Source organism: Cupriavidus sp. FW305-46 (assembly GCF_058787075.1).
In genome coordinates this window covers 15157-30450 of the sequence record NZ_JBYSZI010000043.1, presented here as the reverse complement: position 1 = coordinate 30450, position 15294 = coordinate 15157, and the positions used below count along the sequence as shown (strand labels likewise).

The 15294-nt window shown below is 65.8% G+C and carries 12 protein-coding genes; 3 read left to right on the top strand and 9 right to left on the bottom strand.

Annotated features, from left to right (window positions below; genetic code table 11):
- Positions 1 to 33: 33 nt before the first annotated feature.
- Complete coding sequence (locus AC3WON_RS20580) at positions 34 to 252, bottom strand: hypothetical protein (protein WP_492352641.1); 219 nt, start codon at positions 250 to 252, stop codon at positions 34 to 36.
- Positions 253 to 610: 358 nt separating this feature from the next.
- On the opposite strand from AC3WON_RS20580, the gene AC3WON_RS20575 reads away from it, so the two are divergent.
- Both AC3WON_RS20575 and AC3WON_RS20570 read left to right on the top strand, forming a co-directional pair.
- Entirely contained in the window at positions 611 to 2161 is a 1551-nt protein-coding gene (locus AC3WON_RS20575) for a serine hydrolase (RefSeq protein WP_492352640.1), read from the top strand.
- 42 nt (positions 2162 to 2203) lie between these two features.
- A complete protein-coding gene (locus tag AC3WON_RS20570) occupies positions 2204 to 3073 on the top strand; it encodes a metal-dependent hydrolase (protein WP_492352639.1) in 870 nt (289 codons plus the stop codon).
- A gap of 14 nt (positions 3074 to 3087) precedes the next feature.
- Here the strand turns inward: AC3WON_RS20570 and AC3WON_RS20565 are convergent, their stop codons facing one another.
- The 5 genes from AC3WON_RS20565 to AC3WON_RS20545 all read right to left on the bottom strand — a co-directional run bounded on the left by AC3WON_RS20565 (position 3088) and on the right by AC3WON_RS20545 (position 9188).
- Positions 3088 to 4191 (bottom strand): mandelate racemase/muconate lactonizing enzyme family protein, encoded by a 1104-nt coding sequence (locus AC3WON_RS20565; RefSeq protein WP_492317897.1) that lies wholly within the window; start codon positions 4189 to 4191, stop codon positions 3088 to 3090.
- Positions 4192 to 4298: 107 nt separating this feature from the next.
- A complete protein-coding gene (locus tag AC3WON_RS20560; RefSeq protein WP_492317898.1) occupies positions 4299 to 5285 on the bottom strand; it encodes a tripartite tricarboxylate transporter substrate binding protein in 987 nt (328 codons plus the stop codon).
- Positions 5286 to 5375: 90 nt separating this feature from the next.
- Positions 5376 to 6794, bottom strand: coding sequence for a pyruvate kinase (gene pyk / locus AC3WON_RS20555; RefSeq protein ID WP_492352638.1), 1419 nt, complete (start codon positions 6792 to 6794; stop codon positions 5376 to 5378).
- Positions 6791 to 8041: a glycerate kinase type-2 family protein gene (locus AC3WON_RS20550; RefSeq protein ID WP_492352649.1), complete on the bottom strand. Its 1251-nt coding sequence runs from the start codon at positions 8039 to 8041 to the stop codon at positions 6791 to 6793. The genes pyk and AC3WON_RS20550 overlap by 4 nt, the downstream gene beginning before the upstream one ends.
- A 58-nt stretch (positions 8042 to 8099) precedes the next feature.
- Entirely contained in the window at positions 8100 to 9188 is a 1089-nt protein-coding gene (locus AC3WON_RS20545) for a tartrate dehydrogenase (protein ID WP_492352637.1), read from the bottom strand.
- A gap of 124 nt (positions 9189 to 9312) precedes the next feature.
- Between AC3WON_RS20545 and AC3WON_RS20540 the strand changes: the two genes are divergently transcribed.
- Complete coding sequence (locus tag AC3WON_RS20540; RefSeq protein WP_492317901.1) at positions 9313 to 10236, top strand: LysR family transcriptional regulator; 924 nt, start codon at positions 9313 to 9315, stop codon at positions 10234 to 10236.
- Between the two features lie 649 nt (positions 10237 to 10885).
- On the opposite strand, the gene AC3WON_RS20535 is transcribed toward AC3WON_RS20540, so the two are convergent.
- The 3 genes from AC3WON_RS20535 to AC3WON_RS20525 all read right to left on the bottom strand — a co-directional run bounded on the left by AC3WON_RS20535 (position 10886) and on the right by AC3WON_RS20525 (position 15233).
- Positions 10886 to 11551: a response regulator gene (locus AC3WON_RS20535; RefSeq protein WP_492317902.1), complete on the bottom strand. Its 666-nt coding sequence runs from the start codon at positions 11549 to 11551 to the stop codon at positions 10886 to 10888.
- A complete protein-coding gene (locus AC3WON_RS20530; RefSeq protein WP_492352636.1) occupies positions 11532 to 13202 on the bottom strand; it encodes an MASE1 domain-containing protein in 1671 nt (556 codons plus the stop codon). Before AC3WON_RS20530 ends, AC3WON_RS20535 begins: the two co-directional genes overlap by 20 nt.
- A 915-nt stretch (positions 13203 to 14117) precedes the next feature.
- Positions 14118 to 15233 carry a CaiB/BaiF CoA transferase family protein gene (locus tag AC3WON_RS20525; protein WP_492352635.1) on the bottom strand — a complete coding sequence of 372 codons (1116 nt, stop codon included), beginning with the start codon at positions 15231 to 15233 and terminating at the stop codon, positions 14118 to 14120.
- Between the last annotated feature and the right edge of the window lie 61 nt (positions 15234 to 15294).

Sequence of the window (15294 nt, the reverse complement as noted above, 5' to 3'; positions counted from 1 at the left end):
TGCGGGCTTTTTGTTTTTGCCGCGGCGAATGCTTCAATCATCCGCGCACAGCTTTGCCGCCGTATGGTCCAGCTGCGCCTTCACCATTGCCAGCAGCGAATACACGTTGTGGCAGCCCTCCGACCGTTCGCTCTCGATTTCAACCAGCAACAGGATGGCACTCAGCCCGGCGCTGATTTGCTCAAAGGACTCGATGGTGCCGGCCGGGACGATATGCCGGACATCTGCAGGGTGATGAGTAGACATTTGCATCGCGCTTTTCTCCTTTAGAGAACGCCCGCCTGCCCAAGTATGAAGAAGGTGGCGGGCCAGACAACGGGGGTGACATTGCCGGTGCAACAATGACGTAAAACCGGCCAGCCATAAGGCTGCCCCGCCCGGCCCGCCGTGGAAAACGGCCTGCCCGCGGATTTTTTTACCTGGTCATTGTTGCTTTGCCGGGTTGTCACCCCCGCTCACCGAACCCTTCGGTGAGGCTTGCAGTTTCCCGCTCCCGCCATCGTGCTGCGATAAGACGTTTCGCATTCGCCACTCCCCGCCCTTTCGCCTACAGTATTCCTATCCAAGGGCGCGGCCGAGCCGCCTGACCGAAGAACTGCGGAGAACCACCGTGGGCAAACTGCAAGAGCGTCGCCGTTTCCTGGGAGCCGCGCTGGGCGGCCTGCTGGTCCCTGCCCTGCCCGCCTGCGGCGGGGATGATGACGATCCGCCCAAACCGCCCGATCCAGTTCCCGAATCCCAGATCACCCAGGCCATTGCCCAGGTCGACAAGCTGGCCGCTGACCTGATGGCCAGTTCCGGCGTGCCGGGCATGGCCGTCGCCGTGGTGCGCGGCAATCAAACCGTTTACGCCAAAGGCTTTGGCCGCAGGCTGGTAACCGACCCCGCGCCGGTCGATGCCGACACTGTGTTCCAGCTTGCGTCGGTGTCAAAGCCTATCGGGGCAACCGTGGTGGCCCGGCAGGTCGGCCGCGGCGGCATCAGTTGGGATACGCCGGTGCGCGCGCACCTGCCGTGGTTCGCGCTCGCGGAACCGGAAGTCACGGAAGCCGTCACCATTGGCGATCTCTACGCCCATCGCTCCGGCCTGCCCGACCACGCCGGCGACCGCCTTGAAGACATGGGCTACGACCGCCAGCAGGTGCTGACGCGCCTGCGCTTCCTGCCGCTGCATCCGTTCCGGGCGGTCTATGCGTACACCAACTTTGGCATGACCGCCGCCGCCGAGGCCGTGGCCACCGCGGCCGGCATCGACTGGGCCACGCTGTCCGAGCAGGCCATCTACCAACCGCTGGGCATGGCGCGCACCAGTTCGCGCTACGCCGACTTTGCCGCGCGCGACAACCGCGCCCTCGGCCATGTCAGGATCAACGGCGCCTGGGTGCAAGGCATGGGCACGATGCCGGATGCGCAGTCGCCCGCCGGTGGCGTCAGCTCATCCGTCAACGACATAGCGAAATGGCTGGCGATGCTGCTCGCCAAAGGCGAGTTCGCAGGCCAGCGCATCGTCGACGCCGCCGCGCTGGCACCCGCGCTGAGCCAGCAGATGCAAAGCAGTCCGCCCGTCAGCGGACGGCCGGCCGGCTACTACGGCTATGGCTTCAATGTCGGCACGACCGAACTCGGGCTGACCTCCTATAGCCACTCCGGTGCGTTCGCGGTGGGCGCGGCCACCAACTTTACCGCGGTGCCGTCGCTGAACCTGGCCATCGTGACGCTGACCAATGGCTATCCCATCGGCGTCCCGGAAACCCTGAACGCACAATTCTTCGATCTCGTGCAGTACGGCGCCATCCGGCGCGACTGGGGCAAGATCTACGGCGATGCGCTTGCGCCGCTGCTGGCACCGGAAGGCCGGCTGGTGGGCCAGGCACCCCCGGCCAACCCGCTGCCGGCGCGCGCACTCTCGGCTTACACCGGCACCTACCAGAACGACTACTACGGTCCGCTGCAGGTGACCGACCAGGGCGGCACGCTGGTGATGACGCTGGGCGCCACCCCTCTCACCTTGCCGCTGAGCCACTGGGACGGCGACGTCTTTACCTTCACGCTCAATAGCGAGAACGCAACGCCGGGCACGATCTCGCAGGCGGCGTTCTCCAGCGACCGCGTGTGGCTGGAGTATTACGACCACGAAGGATTGGGCATGTTTGTCCGCTAGTACTGCAAGTTGCCAGGCCAATTCATCCAGGGAAGAAAGACCATGACCAGACTGCGCGCCGTTCTCCTCGCCACCGGCATCGCCCTGCTCGGCTCCTGCGCCGCGCCCACGCCGCCAGCGGAGGCCCAGCGCCCGATGCCGCCCGGCCGGCCCACCGCCGGCAAGGCCGAAGTGCTGTGGCTGGGCCAGGCCGCCACGCGCATCACCACGCCCGGCGGCAAGGTCATCGTGGTCGACCCATGGCTCACCACCAATCCCAAGACGCCGCCAGGCTTCAAGCAGCTCTCGGCGCTGGGCAAGGTCGACCTGATCCTGGTCACGCATGCCCACAGCGACCACCTGGGCGATGCCCCCGCCCTGGCCAGGCTGACCAACGCGCCGATCTACAACGGCGGCGGCCTGGGCCAGGCCCTGGTCAGCCTGGGCATGGTCCCGGCCGCGCAGGCGCAGCGCTTCGGCAAGAGCGGCACGGTCATGCCCTTTGGCCCGACCGGCCCCAGAATCACCGCAGTGCATGCCGAGCACTCGTCGGAACTGGCGCTGAAGAACCCCGCCACCGGCAAGGACGAAACCCACTACGGCGGTGAGCCCGTCGGCTACATCATCGAGCTGGAGAACGGCTTCAAGATCTGGCACATGGGCGATACGGGACTGTTCGGTGACATGCGGCTGATCGGCGAGGTCTACAAACCCGATCTCGTGCTGATCCCCATTGGCGGCCATTTCACCATGGGACCGCAGGAAGCCGCCATCGCGGTGCGCGACCTGATCCGGCCGCGCTTTGCGATTCCGATCCACTATCAGACCTCGCCGCAGTTGAGCGGGACACCGGAGGCGTTCAAGGCGGCGCTTGGCGCTGGCGCCGCGGCAAGCGTGATCGTGCCGCAGCCGGGGGAGAAGGTGGATTTCTGATGCCGGGATGATGCTCACGCAACGCGATAGCGCCGGATGACCTCCGGATCCGGGTCGATGCCCAGGCCCGGGCCAGCGGGTACCGCGATCATGCCATCGCGCGGCACCACGGCATCGCCAAGCACCTGCGCCTCCATGTCGAAGTAGCGCCATTCGATCATGGCCGCGGCATCCCCCAGCGCTGCCGTGGCATGCATGCTGGCCAGCAGCCCCGGGCCGTCGTAGAAGGTATGGACCATCACTTGCGTGTTGTGCGCCTCGGCCAGCGCAAAGACGTTGCGCAAGGCGCTGATGCCACCCATCTTGGCCGGGCTGGGTTGCACCACATCGACGGCGCCCACGCTGAGCAGGTGCTGGAACTCCATCAGCGTGGTGGCATTCTCGCCGGCGGCGACCGGGATGGCGCACTGCTGGCGCAGGGCGGCCAGTCCGGCGTAGTTCTCCGGCGGCCACAGGGGCTCTTCCAGCCACCGTAGCGACAAGGGTTCCAGCGCGCGCGCCATGTCGATGGCCTCATGGAGCGGCCACGGGCAGTTCGTATCCAGCGTGATCTCGATGTCCGGGCCCGCCGCTTCGCGGGCGGCGCGGATGACCGCGAGGTCGACCTCATGCAGCTTCAGGCTCCGGTAGCCATCGGCGATGGCGCGCCTGACATTGACCGCTATCGTTTCGGGATCGGCATACCGGATCAGGCTGGCATAGGCAGGCAGGCGGTCCCGGCGCGCGCCCCCGAGCAGCTGGTGAACGGGCAGCCCGGCCGCTTTGCCGCAAAGGTCCCACAGGGCGATATCGAGCGCGGACAGCCCGTAGAAGATGGCCCCGCTGCGCCCGAAGACATGGAACCTGCGTTGCAGGTCCAGGCCGATGGCATCGATCCGGGTTGCGTCCCGGCCGATGCAGGCAGGCGCCAGCATCTGTTCGATGGCCGCCTTGACCGCCGGAATCCCCACGAAGCCGAAGGTCTCGCCCCAGCCGACCAGCCCATCGTCGGTCGTCACCTTGAGCAGCAGCGAGTCGGCGGCCTGCATCCCGGCGCCGCCCCAGACGCCCGCGGCGGAAACGCCGCCCACCGTGAACGGAATGCGCAGGACGATGGCTTCGATGCTCGCGATCTTCATGGCGCCCTCCCTCCGTTACCCGCAGTCCGCCCGTGCAACGCATAAGGCGATGCCGGGCAGAGTTCAATATAGGCGAGAAGGCAAGCAACCGAATGACGGCGGGTCGCCTACTCGATCGTCACCTTCCCGTCCTTCACCAGCCTGGCGAACTTGACCGTCTCGTCCTGGATCCGCTTGGCAAACTCCTGCGGCGTGCTCGCCATCGGCTCGGCCCCGACCGCCACCATGCGCTGCTGGAAGTCCGGCGATTTCACGATCTTGACGATCTCGGCGTTCAGCCGCGTCACGATGGGCGCCGGCGTGGCGGCCGGCGCCAGCACGCCGAACCAGGTGCCGATATCGAAGCCCTTCAGCCCCGCCTCTTCCAGCGTCGGCACATCAGGCAGGACGCTGGAGCGCCGCGCTGTAGTCACTGCAAGGGCGCGCAGCTTGCCCGACTTGATGTGCTGCAGCACCGGCGTCAGAGTATCGAACGACATCGTCACCTGTCCGCCGAGCAGATCCGTCGTCAGCGGACCACTGCCCTTGTAAGGCACGTGCAGCAGCGGCGCACCGGTCGCGGCCTGGAACTGGGTGCCGATCAGGTGCTGCGCGGTGCCGTTGCCATTGGAGCCATAGGCAAACTCCGGCGCTGCCTTCTTCGCCAGGGCCACCAGTTCACTGACGTCCTTCGCCGGCGTCTTGGCGGCATTGATGACCAGCACGTTGGGCACCATGGCGACCGTGGCGATGGGCGCCAGGTCCTTCTGGAAGCTGTAGGGCAGCTTCTTGTAGACGCTGCTGGCAATCGTATGGTGGACCGCGCCCATCAGCAGGGTGTAGCCGTCCGGCTTGCCCTTGGCGACGTAGTCCGCGCCCACCGTGGCGCCGGCGCCGGGCCGGTTCTCGACGATCACGGGCTGGCCCAGGCTCTTCGACAACTGGTCGCCCAGCGCGCGGGCCAGCACGTCGGTAGTCCCGCCCGACGGGAACGGCACCACCAGGGTGATCGGCTTGGCCGGCCATTCCTGTGCCAGGCAAGTGCCGCTTAGGATAAAGCCGGCTGCCAGCACGGCCACACCGGAAATACGACGCACGAGTTCAGTACCACGCATGCTTTGTCTCCTGAATGTTCTATGTTTGCAGCCGGTTTTCGGCTGATTGATGCCTTGATGGCTCCTTGGTCCCCCTGCCCGATGCCTGCCTTACTGGACCTGCGCGATGCGCAGCAGGTTGGTGGTGCCGGCCACCGTGAACGGCAGGCCGGCCGAGATGACGATCTGCTGCCCGGCCACGCCAAACTGCTCCTTCAGCACGGTGCGGCTCGCCAGGTTGGTCATCTCCAGCACATCGACCACTTCATGACAGAGCACCGCGTGCACACCCCAGGCCAGCGCCAGCCGGCGCGCGGTGGCGATCCGCGGCGTCATGCCCAGGATCGGCACTTCAGGCCGCTCGCGCGCCATCCGCAGCGCGGAGTAGCCTGAGCTGGTGTAGGTGACCGCGGCCGGCACGCGCAGCAGGTTGGCCACGTGCCTGACGGCATAGCCGATGGCGTCGGCGGCTTCCGCGCGCGGCGCTGAGTGCGATGCCTGGATGGCTTCGTGGTAATGCGGATCCGATTCGGTGCGCGTGATGATGCTGTCCATCATCCGCACCGCTTCCACCGGATAGCTGCCCGATGCCGATTCCGCGGACAGCATCACGGCGTCGGCGCCGTCGTAGATCGCGGTTGCCACATCGGACGCTTCGGCGCGCGTCGGCACCGGCGCGGCCACCATCGACTCCAGCATCTGGGTCGCGACGATCACCGGCTTGCCGGCCTTGCGGCAGGCGCGCACGATGCGCTTCTGCAGCGACGGCACCTGCTCCGCCGGCATCTCGACGCCCAGGTCGCCGCGCGCGACCATGACCGCATCCGATGCCGCCACGATCGCTTCCAGGCTCTGGATGGCGGCCGGCTTTTCCAGCTTGGCGACGATGCCGGCGCGGCCGTCCACGATCTGCCGGATCTCCTCGATATCCTCGGCGCGCTGCACGAACGAAAGCGCAATCCAGTCCACGCCCAGCGACAGCCCGAAGTCCAGGTCGCGCCGGTCCTTCTCGGTCATCGCCGACAGCGGCAGCACTACGCCGGGCACGTTGACGCCCTTGCGGTCGGACAGGGTGCCGCCATTGATCACGGTGGTTTCCGCGCACTCCGGGCCGCAGCGCTCGACGCGCAGGCGCACGCGCCCATCGTCGACCAGCAGCTCCACCCCGGGCTGCAGCGCCGCGAAGATCTCCGCATGCGGCAGGCTGACCCGCTTCGCGGAGCCCGGCACGCTGGCATCGAGATCGAGCCGGAACGCGGCCTGCGCGGCGAGTTGCACCGGGCCGTTAGCAAAGGTGCCGATGCGCAGCTTGGGCCCTTGCAGGTCCAGCAGCACGCCGATGGGCCGGCCACGCGCTTGCTCGATGGCGCGGATGCTTTGCAGCCGCTGCTGATGGTCTGCTTGGGTGCCGTGGCTGAAGTTGAGGCGGAACACATCGGCGCCCGCGTCAAAGAGGCGCTCGATCATGGCCGGGTCGGTACTGGCCGGACCCAGCGTGGCCACGATCTTGGCATTGCGAAGGCGTCTCATGCGGAGGCTCCGGAAGCGCGCATCAGCAAGATCGCGCGGAAGTCGTTGACATTGGTCAGCGTGGGACCGGTGATCACGGCATCCCCCAGCGCCTCGAAAAATCCATGGCCGTCGTTGGCGGCGAGCGCATCCTGCGGACGCAGTCCGGCGCGCCAGGCGCGTTCCAGCGTGTCGGGGCCGATCACCGCACCGGCGATCTCTTCCTGGCCGTCGACGCCGTCGGTGTCGCCCGCGATCGCATGGAGGCCGGGTTCTCCGCGCAGCGTCAGCGCCAGCGACAGCAGGAATTCCACGTTCCTGCCGCCCCGGCCCGCGCCCCGCACCGTGACCGTGGTCTCGCCGCCGGACAGCAGCACGCACGGTGCCGCAAACGGCTGGCCATGCCTGGCCGCCGCCAGCGCGATACCGCCCATGACCTTGCCGACATCGCGGGCTTCGCCTTCGATGGCGTCGCCCAGGACGTGCACCGCGAAGCCCGCGTCGCGGCCCACCTGCGCGGCCGCTTCCAGCGCCAGCCGGGGCGTGGCGATGAACTCGGTGCGGATGCGCGGCAGGCGCGGGTCGCCGGGCTTGAGCGTCTCGGCCGCGTCGGACGCCAGCACGGCCATCACATTGGGCGGCAGGTCGATCGCATACCGTTTGACGATGTCCAGCGCATCGGCGCGCGTGGTCGGGTCAGGCACGGTCGGGCCCGAGGCGATATCGATGGGGTCATCGCCCGGCACATCGGAAATCAGCAGGTTCAGCACGCGCGCCGGATGGCACGCGGCTGCCAGCCGGCCGCCCTTGATGGCGGACAGGTGCCGGCGCACGCAATTCATCTCCGAAATCGTCGCGCCGGATTTGAGCAGCGCGCGATTGACGCGCTGCTTGTCGTCAAGCGTGATGCCGGCAAGCGGCAGCGGCAGCAGCGACGATCCGCCGCCTGAGACCAGGCAGATCACCAGGTCGTCCTCGCCCAGGCCCGCCACCATCGCCAGCATGCGCTGCGAAGCGGCCAGCCCGGCAGCATCCGGCACCGGATGAGCGGCCTCCACGATCTCGATGCGCGAGCACGGCACCGCATAGCCGTAGCGGGTAACGACCAGGCCTTCAAGCGGCCCGTGCCATGCCGCTTCCAGCGCGCTCGCCATCGCCGCCGAGGCCTTGCCCGCGCCAATGACGACGGTGCGTCCGCGCGGCGGCGGCGGCAGGTGCCGCGCCAGGGTCCTGGCCGGCTGGGCGGCGGCGACCGCCGCTTCGAACATGCGCCGCAGCAACACGCTGGGCTCGGAATATTGCAGGCTCACGAAACCGCCCTTGCGCTCAGGCGGCCTTCGCTTGCTGGCCAGCGGCAAGCAAGTCGCACACCGCCCTGGTCACTTCAGCGGTAGTCGCCTTGCCGCCGAGGTCGCCGGTATGCAGCGCGGGGTTGGCGGTGACGGTTTCGACGGCCTGCATCACGCGCTGCGCCGCCTCGTTCTCGCCCAGGTGTTCCAGCAGCATGACCACCGACCAGAAGGTGCCGACCGGGTTGGCCAGGCCCTTGCCCATGATGTCGAAGGCCGAGCCGTGGATGGGTTCGAACATCGACGGGTAGCGGCGCTCCGGATCGATATTGCCGGTCGGGGCGATGCCCAGGCTGCCGGCCAGCGCCGCCGCCAGGTCGCTCAGGATGTCGGCATGCAGGTTGGTGGCGACGATGGTGTCCAGAGAGGCCGGACGGTTCACCATGCGCGCCGTGGCCGCATCGACCAGTTCCTTGTCCCAGGTAACGTCCGGGAAGTCCCTGGCCACCTGCACGGCCACCTCGTCCCACATCACCATGGCGTGGCGCTGCGCGTTGGACTTGGTGATCACCGTCAGCAGCTTGCGCGGACGCGACTGGGCCAGCTTGAAGGCAAAGCGCAAGACGCGCTCCACCCCTACGCGGGTCATCATGCTGACGTCGGTGGCCGCCTCGATCGGGTGGCCCTGGTGCACGCGGCCGCCCACGCCCGAATACTCGCCTTCCGAGTTCTCGCGCACGATCACCCAGTTCAGGTCTTCCGCGGCACAGCGCTTGAGCGGCGCATCGATGCCGGGCAGGATGCGCGTCGGGCGCACGTTGGCGTACTGGTCGAAGCCCTGGCAGATCTTCAGGCGCAGGCCCCACAGCGTGATGTGATCCGGAATATGCGGGTCGCCGGCGGAGCCGAACAGGATGGCATCCTTGTCGCGCAGCGCATCCAGGCCGTCGGCGGGCATCATCACGCCGTGCTGGCGGTAGTAGTCGCCACCCCAGTCGAAGTCTTCGAACTCAAAGCGGAAGTCAGCACCGGCAGCCGCCAGCGCCTCCATCACTTCACGGCCGGCCGGCACCACCTCCTTGCCAATGCCATCGCCGGGGATCGTTGCAATGCAGTACGTCTTCATCCGTGTCTCCTGGTCCAGATCGATTCAAATACGAGTTGCGTGCATGGGGCGGATTCTGGGCCGTGGACAAGGTTTTGGATCGCTTGTAGAGTTAAACCATTGTTAACCTCAAATTAAAGATGGAATGGCGCTATCGTCCGGCATCCAACCGTCAGAACTGGGATTCTTCACGTCGGTGGCCACGGCAGGCAGCCTGAGCGCGGCCGCGCGCGACCTTGGGATCACTACCGCCGCGGTCAGCAAGCGGCTGGCGCAGATGGAGGCGCGCATCGGCATGCCGCTGGTGACGCGCACCACGCGGCGCATGAGCCTGACGCCGGAGGGCGAGGTCTACCTGGAGCACGCGCGGCGCATCCTCAGCGAGATCGACGACCTGGACCAGATCCTGACCCGCTCAAAGGGCCGGCCGAGCGGCCTGCTGCGGGTCAATGCCACGCTGGGGTTCGGGCGCATGCATGTGGCGCCGGTGATTTCCGAGTATGTCGCCACCTACCCCGAGGTCGATGTCCAGCTCCAGCTGTCCGCCGACCCGCCGCCGCTGACCGAAGATGCCTTCGACGTCTGCGTCCGCTTCGGCCAGCCGCCCGACGCCCGCATCGTGGCCCGGAAGCTGGCGCCGAACCGGCGCCTGCTATGCGCCTCGCCCAAGTACCTGCGCAGCCACGGCACCCCGCACACGCCCGCCGACCTGCGCCAGCACAATTGCATCGGCATCCGCCAGGGCAGCGACGCCTATGGCGTGTGGCGCCTGACCTCAGGCAAAGGAACCAAGGCGCGGACCGAATCGGTCCATGTGCGCGGCAACCTCACCACCAATGACGGCGAGATCGCGGTCAACTGGGCGCTGCAAGGCCACGGCATCCTGATGCGCGCCGAGTGGGACATCGAGCGGTTCCTGCGCAGTGGCCGCCTGGTGCAGGTACTGCCGCAATACGCGACGCCGGAGGCGGACATCTATGCCGTCTACCAGCAGCGGCACCAGTTGTCGTCCCGGATCCGGCTGTTCGTGGAGTTCCTGGCGGCCAAGTTCAGTGAGTTTGGGAAGTAAACGCAGCAGGTTGTTTTCCGGCGTCCGGGCCGCCAGGCGTGGATTCGAATCAATCGACCGGAAAGGGACAGAAGCGCCCCAACCTCGGGCCCGCGCCGCGACACCCCCTGTGGAATCCCACAGGGTGCCCGCTCCACCACCCTGGCCTTTCACTATTCTCGCCCAAGGCAATTCGCGCGCCGGGGCTGGCATGGTCGCCATTGCCATGGTGCAGGCAATGTGCAAAGTATTTCATCGGTGCCAGCGTCGTGCGCAGCGCCCGCAGATCTGTGGTGGCATCCGTGGTCAGGGTCATGAAGGCCCAGTCGATGCCCGGCGTCCACAACGGGATGGTGAGGCCCGATCTCAGCTTCCGATGGCTCACCATGACCAGAGCGCACAGCAATGCCTGTGCTGGCCGTCGGTCCATGAAGTGGGCGAGTGTATGCAAATTCCGCCATGGGCGGAACGCCCCGTTCGGGGAAAAAAGAGACTAACGAGATTTGCTGCGGTACCAGAGGCGGACTGCGGTGCGGGCCCGGACCCGCTAAAACGATCTGAACGCAGCTTATGTGTGGCCTTCCCCGCCCTTGACACGCGCAACCAGGCTTCTGTCTGGCCCAGGGCGGCGAGCAGTCGAGCGTTCAAGCAGGCGAAAGCAACTCAACGCCTATTGGCTCTCGATCCACTGAATCGCGAAGCGCATCAGCTCCTTGCCGTTGGGAATGTCCAGCTTTTCCTTGATGTTGGCCTGATGCGCCTCGATGGTCTTGACGCTGCGATTCAGCTTCCCGGCGATCTGGCGGGTGCTGAAGCCAAGCCCGATCAGGTGCAGGACTTCGAACTCCCGTTCCGACAGGCTCGCGATCGAGCCCGCGCGGCTTCTTTGAGGAGCCTTCAGGGCCCGCGCCAGCTTGTCATGCATGGCGGCGCTCAGGTAGACATTGCCGGCCAGCACCTCGCGGATGGCATTCACAATATGCTCCGTGGCCTCGAGTTTCATCAGATACCCGTTGGCGCCTGCCCGCAGCGCGCGTTCGGCAAACAGTGTTTCGTCATGCATGCTGAGGACAAGGATTGCCAGCTTTGGATAGTGTTGCCGCAGCGTCCTGACAAGATCCAGGCCGGAGTTCGAGTGCAGGCTGAGGTCGACAACGGCCACGTCAGGCTGGCAGGCCATCAACGCCAGAGCATCTTCGGCACTGCCGGCCGCACAGCAGACGTGCAGGTCCTCATGCAGATTCAGCATTTGGCTTAACCCCTCCCGGATGATGGGGTGGTCATCCACGATCAGGATCTGGGTTGCGCGGCCCGGGCTAGATGGCTGCTGTTGCATGGCCCGGACTCTCTGGTATCGGATAGCTGATGGCAACCGTGGTGCCGCCCAGAGCATTGCGGGTGATCGTGCAGGAGCCGCCCAGGAGGCTCGCCCGGTGACGCAGGTTGTGAAGTCCCAGTCCCGAGGCACGCTCCATTTGCTCCGGGTCCACCCCCACCCCGTCGTCACTGATGGAAAGCCGCTGCATCCCGCCTTCGCGCTCAAGGTCGATCCCGATGTGGTGTCCCTGGCTGTATTTCAGCGCGTTGTTCACGGCTTCCTGCGCCGCACGGTAAAGGTTGATCTGCATCGGCGGATCGAGCAAGTCCACGTCCGACCCGATGCGCAGCGTGCAGTCAATGCCATCCAGCGCGCAGGTCGTCTGCGCCAGCCGCTGCAGGGCGAGCGCAAGGCCACCGGATTCCATGGCGACCGGGTCCAGGCCGTGGGCAATCTTGCGAGTCATCAAGGACGCCTGCTTCACCAGTCCGACGATGGTAGCCGCGTCCGCCGCAGCCGGGTGGCCAGCCTTCTGCAGTGTTTGATTCAGGGTCGTGCAGTAGAAGCCCAGGCTGGTGAGGTGCTGCCCGAGGCCGTCATGCAGCTCCCGGCCGATGAGTCTCTGCTGCTGGTCGCCGATCCGGATCAGCTCCGCTTCCAGCAGGCGACGCCGCGCCATCTCCTGCTTCAGTTCATGGTTTGCCCGCTGCAGGTCCCGGGTTCGTTCCTGCACGCGCCGCTCCAGTTCGACGTGCGATGCCTGCAGCAGGCTATGGACGCGCTTCTCCTGGGCATGTGCCGCCACCAGCAGCAGCCCGGTGACTGCCACGACGTTCGCGAAGGCGCACCATCTCACAAGGCTATCCACTGGAGACTCTGCGGCAAAGGGACCGGTGCCGTTGGTGGTGCCCCAGATGGCTACGATCGAGACCAGCAAGGTTGCGAAGGTGGTGCCCAGGTGATCGAAGCGCAGAGCCGCCCAGATGATGAACGGAAGAATCGCCAGGGCTGAAGGATAGTAGCCGTGCCCGGCAAGCTCGGGGGCGCCGAAGATGAGGTAGCTTGCCCAGAGCATGGCAACGGTCAGTCCGCACGCTTCCACGGCCTGCCTTGCGGAGCGCACAGGCTCGGGACTCGCAAGCAGGCTGAGCAGGGGCGGGGCCACCACCAGCACCCCCATCATGTCACCGAGCCACCATTCCAGGACTGCGTTGCCGTACTCGGAAGCCGACACCCGGCCCGCGCCAAGGAGAGCAGTCGCACCAATCAGGGCACTCACTGCTGTGCTGACTGTCGCGGCCAGGATGATGAAGGCCAATACGTCCCTGATGCGGTCGAGGGTGATCCGGAACCGGGCCACGCGCGTCAACAGCAACGTGGCCGTCAAGGCTGCAGCCGTTGCGCCGAAGCCAATCAGCGCGGCCATTGGCAGTGGCACGCCGACCGACATATTGGCAAGAAAGGAGCCAATGGCAATTCCCGGGGCAGCTGCGAAACCCATGACAAGGAGCGCAACGAGGGCCACGCCGCTGGCAGGCCACACCAGAGACACCGCACCGCCCACTACTGCATAAGCCAGTCCCAGTTTTGCACTTGCGAAATACGCCAAAGCGACAAATCCGGTATGGACGAAAAGTCTGAGCCTTAAGTTGCGCGAGACAATAAACATGGTTCGCTTCAACCCCCCGGGAACAGACACTGTCACATCCAGTCATTTCTATGGTTAAACGGAATGACGACACTCTTGCGAAAGTGAATGTTCCATGCACCTGCGGCAAATCACGAGCCTGCACCGAATCGATGCAAGGCGAAGCGCTGCAAAACCATGGTGCCACAACACTACTATGAATCTACGCCAGAACTCCCTTGCGCGGTAAGAGTTGCCGGATGGATTCGATTGCTACCGTGCAGTAATGCAGGACTGAATCTGCCTGCCCACCGGCTAGGGCAATCCCCTAGCCTCTTTTCGGAAAAAAGCCCGATTCATATGCTTGCCGCCAGGGCCTACATTTCATTGCACTTGTGCGAAGTTGCGACCCTCAAACTGAAGCGAAAGAAGAATCGTTTCGGCGTTTTTGCAACGACCTGAAGTGGAGGTAAGAAAAATGGTAAAGACAGTCATACTGCTCGCTGCGGCGGGTGCGGCGCTTAGTGCCGGAATTGCCTATGCCGGCATCGGGACGCGGGATGTCTACACTGACGGCGCCAGCGTGATGGGGCCACGAGACCCATATTCCGATGGGGGCAAGACCACAAAGTTTGACGTCTATTCAGACGGGGCGAAAGTCTCGGATAGGCGCGACGTGTACACCGATGGCGCGAGGATCACCAACCGCGATGGACTCGTTGACCACAGCATGTAAGGACCTACAGAAAAGAGTGTCCCCCTCAAAAAATTCGTGGCCGGGACTCAGCGTCTCCGGCCACAGACCCGCACCTCCCCCGAGTCACAGCCTCGGGGGATTTTTTTGCGGAGCGGCATTGCCGAGGCCGCTGCAGCAGTCAACAGAAAGAAAGGCGCTTCGACGGATGGCCGAAGCTCAATCGCTGCGGCGGGACCCGGCCCTCGCCCCCGCATCAACCCTCAGTCAGTTGTCCAGAATGCGCCGGGCTGGCCGGATTTCAGTACCGCCATAATCTCGCCAGTGTGCTGGCCGCGCCGTGGAATCGCGCCCGCCGCCACGGCCTTGCCATCGAAGCGCGGCGCGGGCGCGGCCTGCAGATGGCCCTCCGCTTCGAAGTAGACGCCCCGCGCGGCAAGGTGCGGATGCCCGGCGGCCTCTTCCGGGCTCAGCACCGGGCCGAAACACACGTCGGTGTTTTCCAGCAGAGCGCACCATTGCGCGCGAGTCCTGGTGGCAAAGAGTTCTTCGAAGTGCCGATGCAGCTCCGGCCAACGCTCGCGGTCCCATTGCCGGGCGAAACGCGGATCCTCGGTCAGGCCCAGCTTTTCCAGCAGCAGCGCGTAGAACTGGGGCTCGATCGAGCCGAGCGTGACGAACTTCCCGTCCGCGCAGCGGTAGGTCGAATAGAAATGAGAGGCATCGTGGATATTGTTGCCGCGCTCGCCGGTGATGAAGCCCTTGCGGCGCGTGGACAGCAACAGCTGCAGCATATGGGCCGAGCCATCCACGATGGATGCATCCACCACGGTTCCCTTTCCGGTGGCGCGGGCGTTGAGGATGCCTGACAGCAGCCCCACCGCCAGGTAAAGCGCGCCACCGCCGACGTCGCCCACCACGGTAATGGCCGACGATGGCGGCTCTGCCGGTGTGCCGTGGTAGTACAGCGCGCCGGAAAGCGAGATGTAGTTGTTGTCATGCCCCGCGGCCTGCGCCATCGGGCCGCTCTGCCCCCACCCTGTCATGCGCCCGTAGACCAGGCGGGGATTGCGTTGCAGGCAGACATCCGGGCCCAGCCCCAGGCGCTCCATGACGCCGGGGCGCATGCCTTCGATCAGCGCGTCGGCATCCTGGATCAGTGCCAGCACCAGCTCACGCCCTTCGGCCGTCTTCAGGTCGGCAACCACCGAGCGCTTGCCCCGGTTCAGCACGTAGCCTTCGGTGGATAGCGCTGCATCATTGGCCGGTGCCGCGCGTTCCACGGCGATCACATCGGCGCCGAGATCGGCGAGGTGCATGGCGCAGAACGGGCCTGGCCCGATTCCGCAAATCTCGACAACTTTTACACCGGAAAGCATGAACGATCCCCCTGATTCAGCATGAAAGTGAAAGTCTTCCGTACAGTACGTTGGAGCTTCG

Excerpts from the sequence above, each read along its gene's own strand:
- AC3WON_RS20565 (WP_492317897.1), bottom strand. The coding sequence starts at position 4,191 with ATGAAGATCGCGAGCATCGAAGCCATCGTCCTGCGCATTCCGTTCACG.
- AC3WON_RS20580 (WP_492352641.1), bottom strand. The coding sequence starts at position 252 with ATGCAAATGTCTACTCATCACCCTGCAGATGTCCGGCATATCGTCCCG.
- AC3WON_RS20525 (WP_492352635.1), bottom strand. The coding sequence starts at position 15,233 with ATGCTTTCCGGTGTAAAAGTTGTCGAGATTTGCGGAATCGGGCCAGGC.
- AC3WON_RS20530 (WP_492352636.1), bottom strand. The coding sequence starts at position 13,202 with ATGTTTATTGTCTCGCGCAACTTAAGGCTCAGACTTTTCGTCCATACC.
- pyk (WP_492352638.1), bottom strand. The coding sequence starts at position 6,794 with ATGAGACGCCTTCGCAATGCCAAGATCGTGGCCACGCTGGGTCCGGCC.
- AC3WON_RS20570 (WP_492352639.1), top strand. The coding sequence starts at position 2,204 with ATGACCAGACTGCGCGCCGTTCTCCTCGCCACCGGCATCGCCCTGCTC.
- AC3WON_RS20545 (WP_492352637.1), bottom strand. The coding sequence starts at position 9,188 with ATGAAGACGTACTGCATTGCAACGATCCCCGGCGATGGCATTGGCAAG.
- AC3WON_RS20535 (WP_492317902.1), bottom strand. The coding sequence starts at position 11,551 with ATGCAACAGCAGCCATCTAGCCCGGGCCGCGCAACCCAGATCCTGATC.
- AC3WON_RS20550 (WP_492352649.1), bottom strand. The coding sequence starts at position 8,041 with ATGTTCGAAGCGGCGGTCGCCGCCGCCCAGCCGGCCAGGACCCTGGCG.
- AC3WON_RS20560 (WP_492317898.1), bottom strand. The coding sequence starts at position 5,285 with ATGCGTGGTACTGAACTCGTGCGTCGTATTTCCGGTGTGGCCGTGCTG.
- AC3WON_RS20540 (WP_492317901.1), top strand. The coding sequence starts at position 9,313 with ATGGCGCTATCGTCCGGCATCCAACCGTCAGAACTGGGATTCTTCACG.